At 51.7% G+C, this 21,505-nt stretch carries 16 protein-coding genes; 2 read left to right on the forward strand and 14 right to left on the reverse strand.

The annotated features are described in order from the left end of the window. Positions 1–116: 116 nt before the first annotated feature. From ACLBLI_RS00455 to ACLBLI_RS00480, 6 genes are read right to left on the reverse strand one after another with little or no spacing between them, the layout of a single operon-like run. On the reverse strand, positions 117–521 hold the full coding sequence (locus ACLBLI_RS00455; RefSeq protein ID WP_414829231.1) for a Na+/H+ antiporter subunit G: 405 nt from the start codon (positions 519–521) through the stop codon (positions 117–119). 8 nt (positions 522–529) lie between these two features. Continuing rightward, the gene (locus ACLBLI_RS00460) at positions 530–799 is read right to left on the reverse strand and encodes a K+/H+ antiporter subunit F (RefSeq protein WP_414829232.1); all 270 of its coding nucleotides are present in this window, start codon (positions 797–799) and stop codon (positions 530–532) included. Continuing rightward, positions 793–1,293, reverse strand: a complete 501-nt coding sequence (locus ACLBLI_RS00465; RefSeq protein ID WP_414829233.1) for a Na+/H+ antiporter subunit E — start codon at positions 1,291–1,293, stop codon at positions 793–795. The genes ACLBLI_RS00460 and ACLBLI_RS00465 overlap by 7 nt, the downstream gene beginning before the upstream one ends. After that, positions 1,290–2,816, reverse strand: coding sequence for a monovalent cation/H+ antiporter subunit D (locus ACLBLI_RS00470; protein WP_414829234.1), 1,527 nt, complete (start codon positions 2,814–2,816; stop codon positions 1,290–1,292). The genes ACLBLI_RS00465 and ACLBLI_RS00470 overlap by 4 nt, the downstream gene beginning before the upstream one ends. Further along, a complete protein-coding gene (locus tag ACLBLI_RS00475) occupies positions 2,813–3,178 on the reverse strand; it encodes a Na+/H+ antiporter subunit C (RefSeq protein ID WP_414829235.1) in 366 nt (121 codons plus the stop codon). The genes ACLBLI_RS00470 and ACLBLI_RS00475 overlap by 4 nt, the downstream gene beginning before the upstream one ends. Further along, entirely contained in the window at positions 3,178–5,970 is a 2,793-nt protein-coding gene (locus ACLBLI_RS00480) for a monovalent cation/H+ antiporter subunit A (protein ID WP_414829236.1), read from the reverse strand. The genes ACLBLI_RS00475 and ACLBLI_RS00480 overlap by 1 nt, the downstream gene beginning before the upstream one ends. A gap of 621 nt (positions 5,971–6,591) precedes the next feature. Between ACLBLI_RS00480 and ACLBLI_RS00485 the strand changes: the two genes are divergently transcribed. Next, a complete protein-coding gene (locus ACLBLI_RS00485) occupies positions 6,592–8,214 on the forward strand; it encodes a carboxylesterase/lipase family protein (protein ID WP_414829237.1) in 1,623 nt (540 codons plus the stop codon). A 204-nt stretch (positions 8,215–8,418) separates the two neighbouring features. Further along, positions 8,419–9,531, forward strand: coding sequence for an endo-1,4-beta-xylanase (locus tag ACLBLI_RS00490; protein ID WP_414829238.1), 1,113 nt, complete (start codon positions 8,419–8,421; stop codon positions 9,529–9,531). Here ACLBLI_RS00490 and ACLBLI_RS00495 read toward each other — a convergent pair. The 8 genes from ACLBLI_RS00495 to ACLBLI_RS00530 form a co-directional block, all read right to left on the reverse strand. After that, positions 9,489–10,991 (reverse strand): tryptophan halogenase family protein, encoded by a 1,503-nt coding sequence (locus tag ACLBLI_RS00495; protein ID WP_414829239.1) that lies wholly within the window; start codon positions 10,989–10,991, stop codon positions 9,489–9,491. The two genes, ACLBLI_RS00490 and ACLBLI_RS00495, sit on opposite strands and share 43 nt — an antisense overlap. A gap of 7 nt (positions 10,992–10,998) precedes the next feature. Continuing rightward, on the reverse strand, positions 10,999–12,033 hold the full coding sequence (locus tag ACLBLI_RS00500) for a cupin-like domain-containing protein (protein WP_414829240.1): 1,035 nt from the start codon (positions 12,031–12,033) through the stop codon (positions 10,999–11,001). Next, complete coding sequence (locus tag ACLBLI_RS00505) at positions 12,023–12,802, reverse strand: SapC family protein (RefSeq protein WP_414829241.1); 780 nt, start codon at positions 12,800–12,802, stop codon at positions 12,023–12,025. Before ACLBLI_RS00505 ends, ACLBLI_RS00500 begins: the two co-directional genes overlap by 11 nt. 240 nt (positions 12,803–13,042) lie before the next feature. Then, a complete protein-coding gene (locus ACLBLI_RS00510) occupies positions 13,043–13,174 on the reverse strand; it encodes a hypothetical protein (RefSeq protein ID WP_414829242.1) in 132 nt (43 codons plus the stop codon). A gap of 8 nt (positions 13,175–13,182) precedes the next feature. Further along, positions 13,183–16,260: a TonB-dependent receptor gene (locus tag ACLBLI_RS00515; protein WP_414829243.1), complete on the reverse strand. Its 3,078-nt coding sequence runs from the start codon at positions 16,258–16,260 to the stop codon at positions 13,183–13,185. A 243-nt stretch (positions 16,261–16,503) separates the two neighbouring features. Continuing rightward, positions 16,504–19,041, reverse strand: a complete 2,538-nt coding sequence (locus tag ACLBLI_RS00520; protein ID WP_414829244.1) for a glycoside hydrolase family 3 N-terminal domain-containing protein — start codon at positions 19,039–19,041, stop codon at positions 16,504–16,506. Between the two features lie 279 nt (positions 19,042–19,320). Next, complete coding sequence (locus tag ACLBLI_RS00525; protein ID WP_414829245.1) at positions 19,321–19,986, reverse strand: DUF6445 family protein; 666 nt, start codon at positions 19,984–19,986, stop codon at positions 19,321–19,323. A gap of 2 nt (positions 19,987–19,988) precedes the next feature. Continuing rightward, positions 19,989–21,491, reverse strand: coding sequence for a tryptophan halogenase family protein (locus ACLBLI_RS00530; protein WP_414829246.1), 1,503 nt, complete (start codon positions 21,489–21,491; stop codon positions 19,989–19,991). Between the last annotated feature and the right edge of the window lie 14 nt (positions 21,492–21,505).

Consider the following 21,505-nt stretch of genomic DNA (forward strand, 5'->3'; position numbering starts at 1 on the left):
TGTCAGGCCGGAAGTGGCCGGCAGCAAACGATCAGCTAATCCTGAGCCGGTAAGTTGTTCAGCAAGCCAGATAACGCGCATAACAGGTGCCATCTTAAGCAGCCCGTAGCTTCAAATTAGCTATTACTTTTGTCTTTTGCGTCTTCTTCTTGCTCGTCATCATCATGCGGAGGCAATTGTTCCCGAGCACGCTTTACCAACTCGTCGTTGCGGGTTCTGCCCATGGTCTTTACCTGATGGTGCATCGCTACTTTCGCGAGGATGTGGGCGGTAACCGGCGCAGTGATCACCAGAAACACAGTAATGAGAATTTCTTTGATGGTGGCATAACCCTGCAAGTCGAACATATACACCATCGAACCGCCAAGTACGCCACCCAAACCTAATGTCGTCGCTTTGGTGGGGGCATGCAGGCGAACATACAAATCTTTTAATCGCAGTAACCCAAACGAGCCTATCAATATGAAAAGGCCACCTAAGAGAAGTAGAAGCGAAATAACCAGCTCTGCTGCAAAACTCATAAACACTCCTACTCGATAATGTCGCCGCGAAGCAGGTATTTGCCAAACGCGACACTGCTGACAAACCCCAGCATGGCAATTAACAGTGCGGCCTCAAAGTAAAGTCCGGTGCGATTGTATATGCCGTACAGTAAAATTAAGGCAATGCTGTTGATATACATGGTATCCAGCGCCAGGATCCTGTCGACAACATGCGGACCGATGAGCAGACGCCACAAATTCAGTACCAGCGCCACACAGATCATGGCGGCAACCACGATTACAGTGAAATCTAGCATGCGAAAATTTCCTTAATGCGCGCTTCATAACGCTGTTTGATGAAGTCTATGACCTCCTGCTCGTCGTCAGGCATATTCAGAACATGCACATAAAGCCAGTTTCTATCTGACGATATTTCACAGCTTAGTGTTCCTGGGGTCATAGTCACGGTACTGGCCAGCACAGTGATAGGAAAAATGTTTGGTAAATCCAGCGGCACCGCCACGAAGCCGGGTTTAATCTTACGCATGGGGCCAACCACCAGAAGCGCAACCTGCACATTGGCAACCAGAATATCCTTTAGCACAATCCCGATATAACTGAACACTTTCAACGGGCGCTTTACCGGGGCTTCAGGCATTCGCAGCGGCTGGCACAGTAGCGGAATAATAATGCCTAGTGCTGTCCCCAACAGAATATGGCCAACGCCTATTGAAGCATTTAATGCCAGCCAGACTATCAGCAGCATCAGGCTGTGCAGTGGCGTGGGAAGTAGTTTGGAAACGATGTTCATTGCGCGCCCTCCCGAAGATTCATGGCCTCGAGAAGATAGGGCACATTGTGTAATTGCGCCGCGGCGTCAGTAGTGTATTGAATGACGTAACCGCCAAAAACAACCATCGCAGGAGACGCTACCAGCAGCAACACGGCACCGGAAAGCTGCCATATTGATGCGCTTTTAGAATCAGACGGGTCGCTGTTTTCAGGATAGCGCCAGAACAGGGTGGTGCCAGCTCTGGACAACGCGACAATGGTTACCAGACTGGAGATAAGCACAAACGTCCACACCCACAGTTTTTCAGCCGCACCGGTTGCCGCCTGAAGCACCATCAGTTTGCCTAGAAAGCCGGAAAATGGTGGTAGCCCGGCAACGGCAAGCGCGGCGATAAAAAAGAGTATGCCAAATGCGGTCTGTTGTTTTACTTTTCTGGCTAAAACGAAACGGTCCAGCGCTTTACCCCGCTGCTGGCCTACCATGTCAGCAACTAAAAACAGGGTAGCTGAGATGACTGTGCTGTGAATCAGGTAAAATAACCCTGCCGCTGTCGCCTCGGGCGTGCGCAAGGCAAAGGCAATCAGCAATGTGCCCACAGACACGATGATTAGATTACTGTTGAGCGTACGCAAATTTGGGCTTGCAAGTGCGCCGATCGAGCCAGCAGTAACGGTAAGAATTGCCAGTACCCAGATCCAGGGCTCGGCCATGCCGGCCAAGTCACCGGCGGTGTCTCCAAAAATCACCGTAAATACGCGAAATATACAGTACACACCTACTTTGGTCATAATCGCGAACAGCGCTGCTACCGGCGCACTGGCGGCCTCGTAAGTTTGCGGTAGCCAGAAGTGCAATGGCAGCATTGCCGCCTTAAGTCCAAATACCACCAACAGTAACGACCCACCCACCTGCGCAATCACCTTCTGGCTTGGGCCTAACTCAGCCATCCGTTGTGACATATCTGCTATATTCAGCGTGCCGGTGGCGGCGTAAAGGGTTCCCAGCGCAATCAGGAATAAACTCGAGCCGATGAGGTTCAGAATAACGTAATGCACGTTTGCGAGGGTTTTTTGTTTTCCGCCGCCATGCACCATCAGCGCGTAAGACGCGATAAGCAGCACTTCGAAGAAAACAAACAGGTTAAACAAATCGTTTGTCAGAAACGCACCACTTATGCCCAACAGCTGAAACTGAATTAACGGGTGGTAGTACTTACCTTCACGGTCGGTGCCTGCAAATGAGTACAGGGTGATACCCAGACCCAGAAAACTGGTTAGCGCAATGAGCATGGACGAGAGCAGGTCGGCGTACAGAATTATGCCGAATGGCGGTTGCCAGTCTCCTACAGCATACATCAGCGCGCCATGCTGGCTGACGGTAACCATCAGCCAGATGCCGCAGGCTACTTGTAACAGCGTTAGCAACAAGGTTGCCACCCGCCTGTGACGGTAGCGCTCCACCCCAATAAATGGCGGCAACAACATCAGTAGCCCGCCAATCAGCGGTATCAGAATTGGCAAAATAGGCAGATGAAAACTCATGGTTTACCTCTGACGGTTTTTACCAGTTTGTCGGAGTCAGGATGTTCACGACCGTCCACCAGGTCGTTACCCAGATCAGCGCGGGCTCGCATCGACAAGATCACTACAAAGGCAATCATGGCAAAGCCAATAACAATGGCGGTAAGCACCAGGGCTTGCGGTAAAGGATCGGCATAGTTCTCGGTGGTACCGAGAATGGCTGAACCTTCCAGGCTGAGGCGGCCACTGGAAAACAGGAAGAGGTTTACTGCATAAGACAGCATGGTTAACCCAACGACAACAGAGAACGTACGGCCTCGCAAGCACAGAAAAACACCGCAAAACGTTACCATACCAACACAAATTACGTATAAAGTTTCCACTATTCCTCCATCGTTGGGCGATACCGGACTGACGTCAGCTTACCGAGGTTTGCCAGAATCAGTAATGTTGCCCCTACTACGGTTAGATACACGCCCAGGTCGAAAATGAGGGCGCTTGTCAGCTCGATTTTTCCAATGAGCGGAATATCAAAATAATCAAACCAGCTTGTCAGGAACGGACGGTCAAAGAACCAGCTCCCCATGCCGGTAAATGCAGCTATCAGGACGCCCCAGGCGATCAGTGATTGGTAATTCACTTTCAGGCGGGGTTTAATCCAGTCCACACCATGAGCAATGTACTGCTGAATGAGGGCCACTGAGGTAATAAGTCCGGCGATAAAGCCGCCGCCGGGCATGTTATGACCACGCAAGAAGATGTAAAACGACACCAGCAACGCCAGTGGAAGCAGACTTTGTGAAATCATAATTAAAATGGGTGGGTGAACATCTTTGGACCACGGCAGGCCATTTTCATCTGCGTTGGTCATAGACAACCGTATGCCTGCCAGTAATTTAAAGATGCCAATGGCTGCAATACCCAATACCAGTATTTCGCCGAGAGTATCCAGTCCACGGAAATCTACCAGGATCACGTTTACTGCGTTGGTGCCACCACCGCCGGTTTTACTATTGGCGATAAAGTAATCGGAGATGCTGTCCAGCGGTTGAGTAATGAACGCGTAATTGACCGTTGCCACGATACCGCCGATAGCTGCGGCAATGACCAGGTCTCTGACGATTCGCGACGGCGCCGATTCGATCAGGGTTTTCTGCGGCAGGAAGTAAAGTGCCAGCATCAGCAAAATAACCGTTACCACTTCCACCGCCAGCTGGGTAAGGGCGAGGTCTGGTGCCGAAAAGCGGGCAAAAGCTATCGACACGATTAATCCCACGACTGACAACAATATAAGTGAAAACATACGGTTGCGATGGAAGATCACGGTGCCGACAGCACTTAGGCATAAAATAAAAGCCGCTACGATTTCTGTTGCGGTAACGGGTTGATCAGGAGGCAACACTGTGGAGGTCTCCAGATTAATCAGCGGCACGGTGGCGATCACGATGGTGAACAACAAAAGCATAGACATGTACCGCTGAAGCGAGCCATTGTCCATATACTCATGGGCGCGTTTGGCAGCGGCAACGATGCGCTGTATCAGACCTTCGAAGACCAGTTTTGCGTCAGACTCCCGGAACTGAGACTGGAACCGGTACACCTCGTTTCGGTAGAAATACACAATCATGCCTCCCACAATGGCAACCATACTCATCAACAACGGCAGGTTGAAACCATGCCAGATAGCGAGGCTGTAGTACGGTAATTCGCCAACGATGACAGCTGATGCCGCTGACGACAGTAAGTCGCCCACCATGAAAGCAGGGAATATCCCGACAACCAAACATAATGCGGCCAGGATCTCGATAGGGACTTTCATGTAGCGTGGTGGCTCGTGAGGATCTTTCGGTAAATCTTCCGGTTCGTCGCCGAAAAATACGTCGTGCACAAAGCGCAGTGAATACGCTACGGCAAAAATGCCGCCCAGCGTGGCCAGCACCGGGATCATCCACGACAGATACCCGAGTGTTTCCTGATGCAGTGATTCGGCAAAGAACATTTCTTTGGATAAAAAGCCGTTAAATAAAGGAACGCCCGCCATCGACGCCGACGCAATCATTGCCAGTGTGGCGGTGTGCGGCATGTACGGCCATAACCCGGAAAGCCTTCGCATATCCCGAGTGCCGGTTTCATGATCGACCACGCCGGCGGCCATAAACAGCGACGCCTTGAACAATGCATGATTCATAATATGGAACAGCGCGGCGACAGTGGCCAGCTTGGTGTCGAGCCCCAGCAATAACACGATAAGTCCGAGGTGGCTGACGGTAGAGTAGGCCAGCAGGCCTTTAAGGTCGTGTTTGAACATTGCCACATACGCGCCCATAACCAGCGTCAGCAGGCCTGCCACAGTGACAATTAAAAACCACATGTCGGTGCCTGCCAGTACCGGGTAGAATCGCGCCAGTAGAAAAATACCCGCTTTAACCATGGTGGCTGAGTGTAAGTAAGCACTTACTGGTGTTGGAGCTGCCATCGCGTGTGGCAACCAGAAATGGAATGGGAATTGTGCAGATTTCGTGAACGCACCCAGCAAAATCAACGACAGTACAACAGGATAAAGGGCGTGCTCCCGCAAGATGTCGCCGCTGGAAAGGATAACGTCAACCTGGTAACTGCCGACAATATCTGAAATAAGCAGTAAACCTGCGAGGAGTGCCAGGCCACCGGCCCCGGTCACCGTAAGTGCCATACGTGCGCCTTTGCGCGATTCGGTTTTTGTAGCCCAGAAGCTGATGAGCAGGAACGAGCTGATGCTGGTTAATTCCCACGCCATCCACAACTGCAATACGTTGTTGGCCAGCACTATCGACAACATAGCCGACATAAACAGCATTAAATAGGCAAAAAAGCGTCCTACAGACTCTCTGTCAGATAAATAATAACGGGCATAAATAATGATAAGAAGCCCGATACCCAGAATAAGCAGGCAAAACATTAACGACAGACCGTCGAGTCGCATCGACAAGTTAAGACCAATCGAGGGAAGCCATTGGAGCTGCTCTAAAACCGTATATCCTGCCAGTACTGTTGGCATCAGGCTTATGACATAGGCAAGGGCAATCGCGGGCGCGATCATGGTGCATAGTGTAACCGCCGTACGTCCAAATCTTTCAGTTAACAACGGTACAAACACACTGCATAGCATGATCGCCGTTATCCAGAATAAACTCATGGTTACCTGATGCTCCCGTCTGTTCTAATACGTGTATAAACGTGTTGCGTTAAACTGTCTGCGGCTATTAAACGTTGCAGAGGGTAGTTCGGGTTATTTTTGTAAACGCATGATAGCAGTATAGTCATTACTTTTTTGAAAATTAAGGGGAATTTCACCAATAAATGACGACAGCGTTATTCTGCCACTGCTGGTCAGGAAACGGCACTGCTTAGTGTGCAAAACTTGGCGTTATTCAACGCAGCAAAGTGCGTATCAGATCATCGCGCATGAATCAGTCATAATTGCCAGAGCAATCTGATTGCAAAGCAACAGCGAACAGCTCAGCCTTGTTGTAAGCGACGTTGTGAGCAAAACTGGGCAAAGTGTTGCGGCTACCCTTCGCCGGCACGCTGCCATAACGGGGGTTTATGTCTGCCGCCCCAGGCCGGTTGCCGTTGTGTATAGATATTCGAAAAGCCTTCATAACGCTTTCAGGCTAATTCAATTTACTGGTGCACTAAGTTGTGCAAAGGTATTTACGCTACGCCGGTATCAGGCCCACGTAGCGTGCCGGTTAGAAGGTAAAAAAAGCAAACGTCAGTTCTGCGTCTGCAAATTTATTAAAAAGGAAATGTGCTGATGAGCTACTCCCGCCTATTGTTATCGCTGAGTTCGCTGTTACTGTTTAGTGCCTGTAGCCAACAGGAACCTGTGTCAGATGCTCCGGTGGTTGCGCCAAGAGCGGTGACGACGGCAGGTATGGTAGAGGGAATGAATGAGAGTGGTATCAGTGTGTATAAAGGGATCCCTTACGCCAGGCCGCCGGTCGGCGAGCTACGCTGGCGTTCACCTCAAACCGTTGACAACTGGGAGGGGGTAAAAGCCGCTACACGTTTTGGCAATGACTGCATGCAAAAGCCATTTGCCGGCGATGCCGCCCCGCTGGGAGAGGAGCCCGCGGAAGACTGCTTATATATGAACGTGTGGACACCTGAACACACTGAAGACACGCAGGATAAACGCCCGGTGGTGGTGTGGATCCATGGTGGCGGGTTTGTGAACGGCGGCGCATCACCGGCCACCTATTCCGGCGAATCATTTGCGCGTTCGGGGGTGGTTTTTGCCAGTTTCAATTACCGTCTGGGGCGGTTCGGCTTCTTTGCGCATCCTGCGTTAACCGAAGCCAGTGACGGGCCAATTGGCAACTACGGATTTGAAGATCAGATAGCCGCGATGCAGTGGGTACAAAATAATATTGCGGCTTTTGGCGGCGATCCGCAAAATGTCACGGTTATCGGCGAGTCTGCTGGTGGCGCGTCGGTATTCAACCTGTTGACCACACCTACCGCCAGCGGACTGTTTCAACGGGCCGTGGTTATGTCAGGCGGGGGGCGTGGACTGATGCGTGCACGGGCCATATTCGACACTGAAAACGGCGAGCCGTCTGCAGAGCAAATAGGTGTGAATTTCGCGCAAAAGTACGGTATTAAAGGTACTGGGCCAGAGGCTCTGGCAAAGTTGCGTGAGCTACCCGCCGAGGCTGTCGTGGATGGCTTTAATCTGTCGTCACTGTTCCAGCCACCACAAGATCCTCCTACCTATCCTGGTGCGCCCTTGCTGGATGGTGAGATTGTCAGAGGGCATACCGAAGCGCTGCTGAAAGCGGGCAAAGTAGCCAAGGTCACATTGATGATAGGCACCACCAGTCAGGATCTCGGCTATGCGCCGTTTCAAAATAAAGATGCGCTGTTTGCCAGCTTTGGTGAATACGCCATGGATGCACAAAACGCTTACGATCCGGGCGGCGATACTCCACTGAATGAGCTGGCCGTTGCCGTGGGACAGGACCGCGCGATGCAGGAGCCGGCACGATTTGTCGCTCAGCAACTGACAGCCCAGGGGCTGGATGTGTATTTGTATCGATATGGCTATGTGGCCGAGTCGGTGCGAAACGGGCAGGGCACCCCACATGCCGCGGAGATCCCCTTTTTCTTTAATACAGCAGATATCAAGTACCCCGACGCCAGCGAGCAGGATCTAGCTGCTGCGGAACGGGTTTTCTCTTATGTGGTGAGCTTTGCCAAAGATGGTGATCCTAACCTTCCCCGATATCCGCAGTGGCAACCTTATGATAATGAAAAACAAAACATTATGATCTTCAACATGGATGCTACCGCCGAAGAGGTCAGCGACCCGTGGGCTGAGAGGTTAGATGCGGTGCAAGGTGCCGAAGAGGCGGTGCCGATGCCGGAGCTACGTTAAGCGGCTGAAAGCAGCCTGACTCTGCCAGCGCGAGTCAGGTATTTACTGTGCCTTGCCTGATGCATGCGGTGGGCAGCTACGACCTGCCGCAGCATGCTTCTTGTGCGTTAACAGGCAACATTACCACTTTTAGTAAATCGCATTCGAAAACCCGTAATTACACTCCAGATAAAGAACACATAGGCTGTGGAAAAGGAGAAAATTATGGTCAAATCACTCAGTCTGCTTGTTGGTGTGCTTTGTGCGTCTATGGCAAGCGCACAGGGCCTCAAAGACATTTATCAGGATGCCTTTCTAATTGGCAGTATTGCCAGCCATCAGCAGCTTACTCACCCCGATGCACAAACCAGAGCCCTTTTTCAGCGCGAATTCAATGTGCTTACGGCAGAGAATGACATGAAATGGCAGCGCATCTATCCGTCGCCAGAAGGCTATAACTTTGCCGCAGCCGACGCGTTGATGCAGCAGGCTGAAGACTGTCAGTGTCAGGTAGTAGGTCATACGCTTATCTGGCATCAGCAAACCCCGGACTGGGTATTTGAGGATGAGTCGGGCAAGCCGGTAAGCCGGGAGGTGTTACTCTCGCGGATGCAGTCGCATATCTCAACGCTGATGACACGCTACAAAAATGACGTATACGGCTGGGATGTGGTGAATGAAGCCTTGAATGAAGATGGCACGCTGCGTGATTCGCGCTGGCGCGATATTATTGGTGATGATTATATTGCGCAGGCCTTCCGCTTTGCCGCCGAGGCCGACCCCGATGCCGAGCTTTATTACAACGATTATAACCTGAATGCGCCAGCCAAGCGTGACGGGGCAGTGCGCCTGGTTAAGTCGCTGCTGGCACAGGGCATAAAAGTCAGTGGCATAGGCATGCAGGCACACTATATGTTGCATTCTCCTAAGGTCTCGCAGGTTGAGGCGTCGATTCAAGCTTTCGCGTCACTCGGTGTGGAGGTCATGATTACCGAGCTGGATATTTCCGTACTACCGTTTCCCAAACAGGCTGCTATTGGTGCTGAAATCAGCGAAATTGCTGCCTATGCAGAGGAATTAAATCCATACGCGAAGCAACTGCCACAAGAGGTACAAACCGCGCTTGCGCAGCGATATCAGGATTTGTTCACGCTGTTTTATCAGCACAGAAAGAGCATCAGCCGCGTGACATTCTGGGGGACGCATGATGGCACCAGTTGGAAAAATAACTGGCCGGTGCGCGGACGCACCGACTACCCGTTATTATTTGACCGTGATGGCAAACCGAAACCGGCCTACGATGCCGTGGCTACCGTGCCCTCGGTCATGGCGCAGTAACGCTGGATAAATGACTCATGAGTGGGGAGTTGATTCACTGCATTCATCACCCGCTCACGTTGCTGGCGCATCGACTGCATTAGCTGGGTATCTGATAGCATGGTGGCCGCCGGGTGATAACTTTCAGGAACCACGCCCTGTCCCAGCATCACCTGCGTCCAGGAGTCTACCCGAAACAGTTCATTTTGTTTCTGGAATGCGTGGGCCTGCTCTTTGAACAAGGTGATGCGCTGCTGTAGCGATTCGGGCACGTCCATCTCCTTGCAGTGCTTCCAGAACGGGCTATCCTCACGCTCGGTCACATGGTAATGCAGAATAATAAAATCGCGGATCCGCTCAAGCTCTAGCTGAGTTTGCTCGTTATATTCATTGATAAGCGCCTGGTCGTGACCAGAATGCGGGAACAACTGCATAAAGCGCGTGATCCCCATGATGACCAGGTGAATGCTGGTGGATTCGAGCGGCTCGACAAACCCGCTGGCCAGGCCCAGAGCCAGACAGTTTCGGTTCCAGGCTTTTTTACGTCGCCCGGTTTGAAAGCGCAGTGTTCTGGGTGTAGTTAACGCTTCGCCTTTCACGTTTTTCAGTAAGGTGCGTTCTGCTTCCTCGTCGGTCATAAACTTGCTGGAATACACCAACCCATTACCTACCCGGTGTTGCAAGGGAATTTCCCACTGCCAGCCGGCATGATGGGCTGTCGATCGCGTATACGGTACTGCCGGACCTGCAGCGCTGGTCTGTACTGCGCAGGCACTGTCGCACATTAGCCATTGCGACCAGTCCTCAAATCCGCTTTGTAATGTTTCTTCAATTAACAGCCCCTTAAACCCGGTGCAGTCGATGAAAAAATCGCCTTCTACCACCTCGCCGCCTTTCAGATGCAGGGCTTTGATATCGCCGCTGTCATGCTGTGTGACCTGCTCGATGACGCCTTCGGTGCGTGTGACTCCCAGAGAGCTGCAAAAGCGCTTGAGAAACGCTACGTAATCACCGGCATCCAGGTGGTAGGCATATTGAATATTGCTTTGTGGCGACGTAGCAAACTTGTGCTGTCTGGCTGCTTCCAATTCAAAACAGTAGTCACCGTAATCGCTTTCCAGCCCTCTGGCTTTCGCGCTTAAATAAAAATGTACGAATTCGGCCAGCCAGCTTTGCTGCCCGGTCACGCCAAACGAGTGAATATACTTCTCGCCTATATGCCCCCAGTTTTCAAACTGAATACCCAGTTTAAACGTGGCGGCCGTGGCACGCATAAATGCCTGCTCATCAATTTGCAGCAGCTTGTGAAAAGTGCGTAGTGGCGGAATAGTGGCCTCACCCACACCGATAGTGCCGATAGTTTCAGACTCGATCAGTCTGACATTCACCAGTGGTCCCATTTTGCGGGCAAGCGCTGCTGCGGCGATCCATCCTGCGGTGCCGCCTCCGGCGATAACAATATTTTTTGGATGCGTTGTCATAATACTGCTACTTATTCAGTTGATTGATGATAAGGGCCCGCAGACGCCGGGCCTTTAAGTCGTCGAGTTTCCCCAGCATGCCTTTACCTGCATCGGGAATGTGCTCGGCAGGCATGTCAGCATCGCCAAACACGTAATAGTCAAAGAGCGCTTTAAACGCAGCCTTTTCCCGTTCGGGTCGGTCACGAATTGCCAGCATGGCATGGAAAAGCGAGGTCATGCCGTTTCCAACATACGCTGGCGCCTGCGACCACCAGTAGTTCACCAGAATATTAAAGTCGCTCAGACCTTCTACCTGGTGCCACCACATACTGGGTATGAAAATACCATCACCGGGTTCAAGCTCGGCTATTTGTGCGTGTTTCATGGCCTCCTGGAAGCGCGGAAAGCGTTCCAGATCCGGGTTGTGAAAATCGATCATGCTGATTACCTGACCGCCCGGTGTTCGTTCAACCGGACCGGGGTAAAGGTTAGCGATTTGATCTGGCGGAAATACCACGACACGTCGGCGCCCGGCTACGCAGCAAGCGATATTTTCCATGTTGTCAAAATGACACGAGGCCAGTGAACGGTTACCCACCCAGATACTGACCAGCGGATCGTATTTTTCGTCCGGCACCAGCTGAGGCGTTTCTGAAAACTGAACTTCTGCTTTCAGGCCCGGAAAAAACTTATCCAACGGCGCTGACGCCATGTAAAGCGATACACCGTCTGGGTTAGCAGCCAATTCGTCGAGGAAACCGTCAACCTTTTCATGCACGCTGTCATAGTTCAGCGCTGCGGCATTGTCGCTGTAAAAATAGCGTCCCTGTATACTGGATGGGGCGCGATAAATCATGGACGGCCGACCATTGTAAAATGGTTTCAGGTAATTCGCCGCATCAGCAGGGCTTTGCTGTGCATGGTCGGTGAGCGACCAGTGTCTGCCTATTCCCCGTAAAATAAGGGGCTGCGCAGTTTCTGCAAGGGTTTTGATATCCGGCGCATCCGTCCCGGGAACGGCGTTTACCGGTGTACTGATACCCGCAATGCTATCCGGCATAAGCCTTAAGCTCCTGCTGCTTGCGCGCATTTTTTAAATCAACCAGCGTTTGAATGTTACTCAGCGATGTCATAGCCAAAAATAAGCCCTGCAAAAAACCGTCCTGATGCAATGAATGTAGTTCATCCGGCCCCAAACCTGCGACTTTTTCTTCGCTCACCGCATAGTGCCCGCCCAGTGTCAGTTTAGTGCCATCAACAAGATCAATATTTACATTCAACGGCTCAAGAAGTTCCAGTGCCTGCCACGCTTTTATCATGTCTTTGGTGACAGGTACACCGCTGTGAATAACGTTAAGAATAGAGGCAATGCGGTTTAAATAATCTGAGTTACCGCCTTTCGGTAAAAATACCGGCTTGCCCTCTTTTGTCGATAACTTAGGGTGGCTTTCATTCACATGCACCATCACTTGCGTGCCATTGTCATGCAAGCCAATAGCAAACGGCCCACGAGCAATCATCGCCGGAACATAATCAGCTGCCCAGCCAGCCTGAGCGCGAATGCGCTCATAGCCCGCCGGCAAGCTTTCATTCAAAAACAGGTTTTCGCCTTTTTCCAGGCCCAGCAATGCCGTCATCACAAAGCTGCCCGATGCCTCTTCAGGATAAAACAGCACCGGATAGTGACGCGATATATTCGCCAGTTCAGTCGCAAAAACCGGAACCGACGCCACATTGTCGCCAAACTCAGCACGGTATTGCGTATTCACACGCAGATCTTTGTGGGTGACATTGTCGAGTAGGGTGTAAGTATTGTTTTGGGTTGTCATTAATCACTTCCTTTTAAAACCTGCTGCGCTCGCTATTACTGCGTTAAAGCTTATGCGGAAAATCCTCATTTACTCCATGTAAACTCCGGTTTTCCGCATAACCTTTGCCTTGCACTAGCGTCGCTCGCGACGGTTTACTGTTATTGCCCGCTGCGCTTTTTATTACTGCAGCATCGGTTTGCGAAACTGTGATATCTGCGAGTGTTGTCAGTACTTAAAGCTTATGCGCAATACACCGGTTTATGCCAGGTAAACTTCAGGCTTGCGTATAAACTCTCTGTCTGGCTTAGCATTATCGCTATGGCCTTTAATAGAAAATTGTTTGTGGCTGAACGCACTAAGGCCACCGAAGTGGCCTTGTGCTTGTTGCATATCAGCTATCAGAAAGTATAGCGTGCACCTAAGTGGTAGCGTGCGCCTAAGTCTTCCAGATACCAAAGCTGATTTGGTGTCCGGCCGTGCTCACGGCTGTTCTCGTCAGTAATGTTAATACCCTCAACGAAGACGGTCAGATTTTCACTTACGTCGTAGCTGACGTTCGCATCAATCTGGTAGTAGTCTTCAATGTACGCCGGGTTGTTAGACCCTTTGTAGTTTGCACGGTTGAGGAATTTCTCACGCCAGTTCCAGGCAACACGCGCTGTCCAGCCGTAGTTCTCATAAAGCAGAACCAGGTTGGCAGTATCGCTCAGGCCGGTAAGGGCGAACTGAGATACGTTTGGATTGCCTTCGTTGTCGAAGCCGATATCGCCACGAACAATGGTGTAGTTAGCCTGAACACCAAATCCGGTATCACCAAAGAAGTGCTGTACAGCCAGTTCGGCACCGTACAGTTTCGCTTCTCTGTTGTTTTGCGGATAAGACGTACGGAACACCATGTCCGGATCGCCTTCTTCAGGAATCAAATCCCATCCCGGAGTTTCACCTAAGCGCAGGATTTGCTCAGCGGTACCGGTGTAGTCGTCCGCGCCGTTCGGGAACGCTTCAGGGTGCTCAAGCAGTACCATCATGGCGAACAGTGACGTGTCATCTACGGCAAATCCGCGTTCACGCAAGGCTTCTGCCGCTGCGATAGCACGTGGACCTGCAGTCTGGTCCTGAATGCCGAAGAACGTGCGATCCTGCTGACCAGTACCGATGAAGTTCGCTACACGCTTCTCGAAGAAACCGACAGACGCGTAGCTGCTTTCGTCGTAATACCATTCCAGAGACAAATCGAAGTTATCCGATTCCAGTGGTAACAGTGCCGGGTTGGATGAAGACGCTGTTGCTCTCGCACCATTGATGGTTGAGCCGGTCAGACCGAAGTTTGACGGTGATACACGCAGGTCGCCGTATCCGGCACGGGCAATGGTTTTGCTGTAAGAGAAGCGGCCTTTGATATCGTCGGTTAGCATGATGTCAAAGTCTAAGCTTGGCAGCAGGTTGTCATAGTCCGCATCCACTGACAGCGGTTGTGCTGTTGTGTTTGGATCAGTGAAGACTGAGAAGTCGTTGTTGTTTTCCCATACCAGATAGCTTGGTGGCGTAACCAGCGACGTTGACTCAACATCGGTAGTTTCGTAGCGAACGCCGGCTAACACATTGACTGGCATGTCATTCCACTCAGCCTCAATGTGCACCTGGAAGTAGGCAGCCATGGTGTCTTCTTTCACGGTATCGTTGGTAGAGAATACGCTGCTTACACCAAAGTAGTTAGCGTCCGACGGATACAGAGCGATACCTTCGCGTGCGAGTGCAACCGGGTCACCGATAAAGCCAATGCCCTGGCTCTGGCCGATGTCAAAGTCTTCAAACAGTGCGCCAACATCAATAGGCTCAAGCAGACCTTCTGAGAATTCGCCTGGGTTCGCAATGCCCCAGTTACCCAGTGTCATGTTGTCACCGGCAGTCTGGCGGGCATTCATTTCCATCGCACGGCCTTCCACACCAAACTGGAACTTGCCGTTGTCCATGAAATAGGTGCCGTCAAACTTGAACTGCGTGATTTCTGTAACCTGTGAAGCGTGACGGAAGCGTAGGATGGAGGAACCCACATCGCCGGCATCCACTACACCGTTGTTGTTACCGCGCTCTGAATCGTCATACACATTGCGGTACGTTGGCAACTCGGGATCGAACCACCATTCACGAGAGGCAACGGAAGGCGCACCGATACCCACAGCAATTTCACCCGAGGCCAGGTTGTCACTAGGGCCGCTTGGCAAACTTTCCATCTCTGAATTATGAACGTCAAAGTTCAGTTTCAGTGAATCGTTGACGAAATATTCAAAGTTTAAGCCCAGAGAGTTCAGCGTGTTGGTTTGCTCACGATACTGCTGCTCGTAACCTTCATCCACGGTGCCGTTGTAGTTCTCAGCGATGTAGATAGGTGTTGCTACCGGGCCATCGTCAAACACAACATTGGTCACGTTAGAGCCGTTTTGAACCCAGTTGGTAATTTCACCACGGTGCTCAGTAATTTCGTTTTCAGCAAAAATATAATCCAGCGTAGCGGTCATATTGTCTGCTGGTGCATATTGCAGTGTAATCTGCGCATTCTTACGTTCACGCTGACGGTCTGAGAATGCATAACGTAAGTCGTTCGGACGAGCATAAAGCTGGCCTACTTCCGGCGCATTATCATAAATAGACATGTCGGCGTTGTTGAACAAGGTGTCAGGGTCGTTTGGATCGCCCCAGGTACCAATGTTCCAGTCGTTTACTGTCGCACCCACGTAGCCAGAGTCACGCTGCTGCACGACGGCCGCTACGTTAACACCAAAATTGGCTTCGTCATTGGTCCAGTTCATCAAACCGGAAAGCTCAGGAGTAACGTCATCACCCACACGGTTAGTTGTGTCATGAACCGCTTTTGCACCTACGGTTGCACTGAAGCCCGGGTTATCCAGCGGACGTGCAGTGATAATATTGATAGTGGCACCGATACCACCGGTTGCAATGTCGGCTTTGCTGGTTTTGTAGACTTCAACCGCGCGCACACCTTCTGATGCGAGGTTACCGAAATCGAAAGCGCGGGTACTGCCGCCACGAGTGGTACCATCGGCACCACTACCACCACCGTAGGTTTGAGCGGCAGGCATCATACGGCCGTTTAGGGTGATCATGTTGTTCTGACCACCAAAACCACGCACGGTGACTTCGTTACCTTCACCGTTTGAACGGCTGATAGAAACACCGGTAATACGCTGCAGTGATTCTGCAAGGTTGGTATCCGGGAATTTACCGATATCTTCTGCAGAGATGGCGTCAACCACACCCACAGAGTTTTGTTTAATGGAGGCCGCTTCTGTCAGACTCGATTTCAGGCCCGTTACTTCGATAACTTCAACCGGCTCGTCGTCCTGCATGTCGACATCGTTTTGTTGTGCCATTACTGGCATCATCACACTGGTACCCAGAAGCAGGGAGATGCTCTGCGTCAGCAATGTTTTTTTGTATGGTAGTTTACGTTTCATGTGTGTCCCCAATCGTTTCCCTATGACCTGCTTACTACAACCTTACATTCTTCGCTGGCTTTCCTGGCCATCGTGGTAGTTCACCATTGAGCGTAAGAGTAAACAAACTGTTAACGAATGGTAATGAGGTAGTGCTGGCAAGCTATTATCTTTTTTCACAATACAGTGTCGATAAATTGCGTATTTGGTGAGTTAAAAAAGCCGGGACAGTGCCCGGCTCGATATTTCAGTATGGCGGAATGCTCAAAACTGACAACTTGCCTGCCCTTGATTTGCCACCAAAACCAGTTGCCGGAGTTGTATAGAAAGCGGACCATCACTGGTAATTTGCATGGGAGAGACGAGTTTTTCCATATCGACCTTGTCACTAAAACAGCTTAGCTTAATATAGCGAGTCTGCCAGTCGCTGGTGCGATCGAAAGACGATGTCACATCAACCTGAGCCGGATCTCGCTGGTCACTTTTTAGTGCCAGACTGACGGCAGAAGCAGTGGGCTCAAGGACTTTGTATTCCAGCGCCAGTGCCATATCACCGTTACTTTGACGGCTTAAATCAACGGCGTCGCCCTGAATCGACACAGAGCCTGCACCTTGCCAGGTAACAATAACCGTATCTTCCTGCGCCATATCGTCTGCCGCAATGGCGCTCAGGTCGCCACCCGGGCTGGTTGCCTGAGGAGGATAAACCACTTCTGTGCCGACGCTGTCGGTTATCATTAACTGCCAAGGCGTGACAGGATCGCCGGCTAGCAGAAAGCGTGTGGTGGGGTCGCCGTCACCGGCCACCGCCGTTGATTCGTCCAGTGTGTCTAATGTGCTGACATCGCGGTAGCTAAGTCCGTAGCCAAAAGGAAAAAGTGTTTCAGCGCTGGCCTGATCACCGTTTTGTCTGGCATCCATCGGGCTTGCCGGCCAAGAGAAACTCAGCTTCCCGGTAAAGTCGTAACGTGGTGCCCCGTCGCTGTCACTAAGCAATACATCGGCGATGCCGCCGCCCTCTGTGCCCGGTAACCAGGCGGCTACAAAGGCATCCGATGCATTAATTTCCGGATTCACCCACATAGGACGACCTGACAGAAACACCGACACGGTGGGAATGCCGGCTGCCTGTAGCGCCTGCAGCTGAGTCAGCGCAGTGGTGTCCTGATAATCGAGATGAGGCCGATCGCCCTGGAATTCTGCATAAGGCTGTTCGCCGAACACAACGATGGCGACATCCGGCTGTGGTGCCAGCGTATCGTCGATACTTCCTGAGACACCCACTGACGGAAGGTAGCTCAGCGAGCCGCCGGCCTTACTGACCTGTTCACGTAAGCCCTCAAGAATCGACTGACTGTTAGGGAAATCACTGTTTTTATTGCCCGTTCCCTGCCAGCTTAATGTCCAGCCTCCGGCAGCCTGACCCACATCATCGGCGGCTTCGCCTGCAACCAGGATCGTGGCCGTGGGCGATATGGGCAGTGTTGCGTTGTTATTTTTCAGTAACACCAGCGATTTTCTGACCGCTTCGCGAGCGACGGCGCGATGCTCATCACTTCCCAGCAGATCAAAATCGCCGGCATAAGGCCGAGACGAAGGCAGCACAGAATCTAATATGCCAGCACGGGCTTTAACGCGCAGAATGCGGCTTACCGCTTCATTCAGACGAGACTGAGAAATGGTGCCATCTTTTACCTGCGCTAATGTATTTTCATAAAGCGCCTTCCAGCTGTCAGGAGCCATAAACATATCCAGACCAGCGTTGAATGCCTGAGGGCAGGAAGTGGGCTCGCATCCTTTTACCTGCCCGTGGCCGTTCCAGTCACCAACCACAAAGCCGTCGAAACCCATACGACCAACGAGTACATCGGTCAGCATCGCCTTGAAGCCATGCATCTTAGTGCCGTGCCAGCTGTTGTATGACGCCATAGCCACCTGCACGCCCGCCTGAATAGCGGGTGGATAGCCCGCGGCGTGAACGTCACGCAGTTCTGCCTCAGAGACATTACTGTCGCCCTGATCTTTACCACCAATAGTACTGCCGTCACCAACGAAGTGCTTCACCGTGGCGATCACGTGCTCATCGCTGAGAAATTCATCAGTGTTTACTTTTCCCTGCAGCCCGGTCACCAATGCGCCTGCGTAGCGGGCAACAATGTCCGGGTGCTCCGAGTAGCTCTCGAAAGTGCGTCCCCAGCGGTCATCCTGCGCTACAGCCACTGTCGGCGCAAAAGTCCAGTCGTTACCGGTGACGCGGATTTCTCTGGCAGTGATTTCGCCAATACGGGTCATAAGTTCAGCGTCATTGGCGGCGCCCAGCCCGATGTTGTGGGGGAACAATGTGGCACCAACAATATTGTTGTGGCCGTGCACCGCATCTACGCCCCACATGAGCGGGATGCCAAGATAGCCATCGGAAGTATCCACTGACGCCTGCCACATCGCATCGGCCAGTGCCAGCCAGTTTTTAGCGGCGGTACGGTTGTCATTGCCCGGCGCGCTGTTACCGCCGTTGAGTATGGAGCCCAAATGGTATTTTTTTACTTCTTCTGGTGTCACTGAGGCGATATCAGCCTGAATAACCTGACCGACTTTTTCTTCCAGCGTCATCTTCTCAAGCAGCTCTGCCACTCTTGCCTCGACAGCCAGGCTGGTGGTTAACGGCGATGACTGCTTCGGCCATTGTTCCGGATGAATAGTCGGAGGGCCGGTTCTTTCCGGTGGCGCTGGCGCTTTGGAAGAGGGGCCGCAGCCACTGATTGCCATAACAAGTAAACAAAGGGAAGTGGTTTGGTATTTCACGACGGACTGACTCCGGGATAAATTTTAAGCAAGTTCACAGAAGTAAAGGCGGGGGTAAAGGTAAAGCCTAAAAATCTCAATAGACTAATTAGAATTCGTAAAAATAGGCTGACGGCTCCAGGTAAAAGAAAGCCAGTCGGGGAGCGGAGCAGGATATGCGAAAGACGAGGAATGCATGACGAGTACCGCCGAGTGTAAACGTTCTGACTTCCATAGCCTGAGTGGGTGACTCAGGGTGACGAAGGCCAGCGGCTTCTCTGTTGCTGCTTACGCGGCGGGCTATGGCCGTAAAAAAGCGGTAGCAGTAAAACGTCCTTTGTAGGGATCCATTACCGGGCGAAAGCCAGCGCCAATATCGCCTGAATGCAGCGAGCTGCAGCGATAAGCAATAAGGCGGTTAAAACGAGCGTTCACTGAATAGATGCGCTCGAACAGCGGGGTACTGCTGTGAATATAATCCGGGGAAGGTGGATGGCGCTGAAGGTCCTGTTCCAGTGCAGGAAGATACTCCCGCTGACGGCTTTCATCGATATACTCAAAGCCGGTGCGGCGATGCCGGTAAAATGCAGTACCGCCGTGCTGAGGCTCGCAAAGGTAATGGACCACAGCAATTTCGTCCGGTTTAGGTTGGTCGAAGTGCGGAACTCGCTGTATCGGCGATAGCTCACCAGGTGATTTTGTTACCATGGAAAAGTAACTTTCTCCCTGAGTAATGGCCGGTAAATCGCAGCCTGTCAGCGCGATAGCTTTATTAATGATGTCAATCAGAAACGCGTTATACATGTCCATAGTCCTGGCTCGCAAGCCTGGATAGAGACCATTTTCAAAGAGCTCAACACACTGAGTAACGGCCTGTTGTTTCAATACGTCTGCAGCAGGGGCGGCATCGTCAATGATTAAAATCGGCTGCAACTCCCGCCCCATTTGTGCAGTGTGCACTTCCATCGTTATTGCGCCATCTGGCAATGCTCACGAATGTAATCATCGTGAGAGGGCATGTAGTCAGCCGAACGACGGATCACGCCACGGATCTCTTCCAGACGATGCGTCAACTGCTCATCGGTGTAGCGATTGGCTAGAGCATGATAGCCCCTGGGGCGTAGTCCTTGTCCGTACATCACTTCAAACCAGCTGATGTCGTTAAACAGCTCGTTATTAAAACGGAAAATGCGACCATTCTCTTCAAATAAATCCATTTTTCTCTGCAATTCGTCCGGAATATCCATGGTTTTGCAGTAGCGCCAGAATGGGGTATCTGTTCGGCTGGTAGCATGATAATGCAGGATCAGAAAGTCACGTATCGCCTCATACTCGAAGCACATTTGGCGGTTAAATTCATCCACATCCTGTTGTGACTGACCCTGGTGGGGAAAGAAGCTGAAAAACTTGGAGATGGCTACCTGTATCAGGTGCAGGCTGGTGGACTCCAGTGGCTCCATAAACCCGGAAGACAACCCCACCGCCAGACAATTATGCGACCAGCTTTTACGACGCATGCCGGTTCTGAATTTGATAAGGCGGGGCTCGCCGAGCATATCGCCGTCGAGGTTACTTTTAAGAATATCGAGCGCGTCGTCGTCGCTCATAAACTTGCTGCTGTAGACATGTCCGTTACCAGTGCGGTGCTGCAAAGGAATACGCCATTGCCAGCCTGCTTGCTGTGCTGCGGCGCGTGTGAAGGGCCAGGGCTCATCATTGCGTGCAGTTCCTACCGTAACTGCGCGGTCACAAGGCAACCAGTGTTGCCAGTCATCGAAGCCTGCATTCAGGGTTTGTTCAATTAACAGTGCACGAAAGCCCGAACAGTCGATGAAAAAGTCGGCTTCCAGCGCGTCGCCGTTTTCCAGCGTCACACTGGCGATGTCGCCGTTCTCGTGTTGCTGTACCGTATCGACTTTTCCTTCAATACGTTTAACGCCCCAGCCTTCAGCAAGTTTGCGTAAATAGCGGGCGTATAAACCAGCATCAAAGTGAAAGGCATAGGCGATTTTTGACAGCGGAGAGTTGCCGGCATCGATAGGGCGCATGAACTTTTTCTGCAAACACGCCTGAGACGCCAGCGAGTAATCGTCAAGATCTCCAGCGAGTCCTTGCTGTTGCATGCGTAACCAGTATTGATAAAAGTGCACGCCTTCCATGTTTTTGCCCAATTCGCCAAACGCATGGAAGTACTTACTGCCGATTTTGTCCCAGTCAGTAAATTGAATGCCCAGTTTAAACGTGCCGCCGGTTTCCCTGACAAACTCATCCTCATCCAGCCCGATAAGATCGTTATACAACATAAGCTGTGGAATGGTGGCTTCGCCCACGCCTACGGTGCCGATATCATCAGACTCGACCAGCGTAACTGCGGTCTTGCTGGTGTCCAGTACTTTGCCGAGCGCCGCTGCCGTCATCCACCCGGCTGAACCGCCACCTAGAATAAGTATGTGCTGTAAAGGTTTCACCATAGTGCACTGCCTTT

It is taken from the genome of Alteromonas sp. H39, from assembly GCF_047556435.1.
Lineage (GTDB): Bacteria > Pseudomonadota > Gammaproteobacteria > Enterobacterales > Alteromonadaceae > Alteromonas.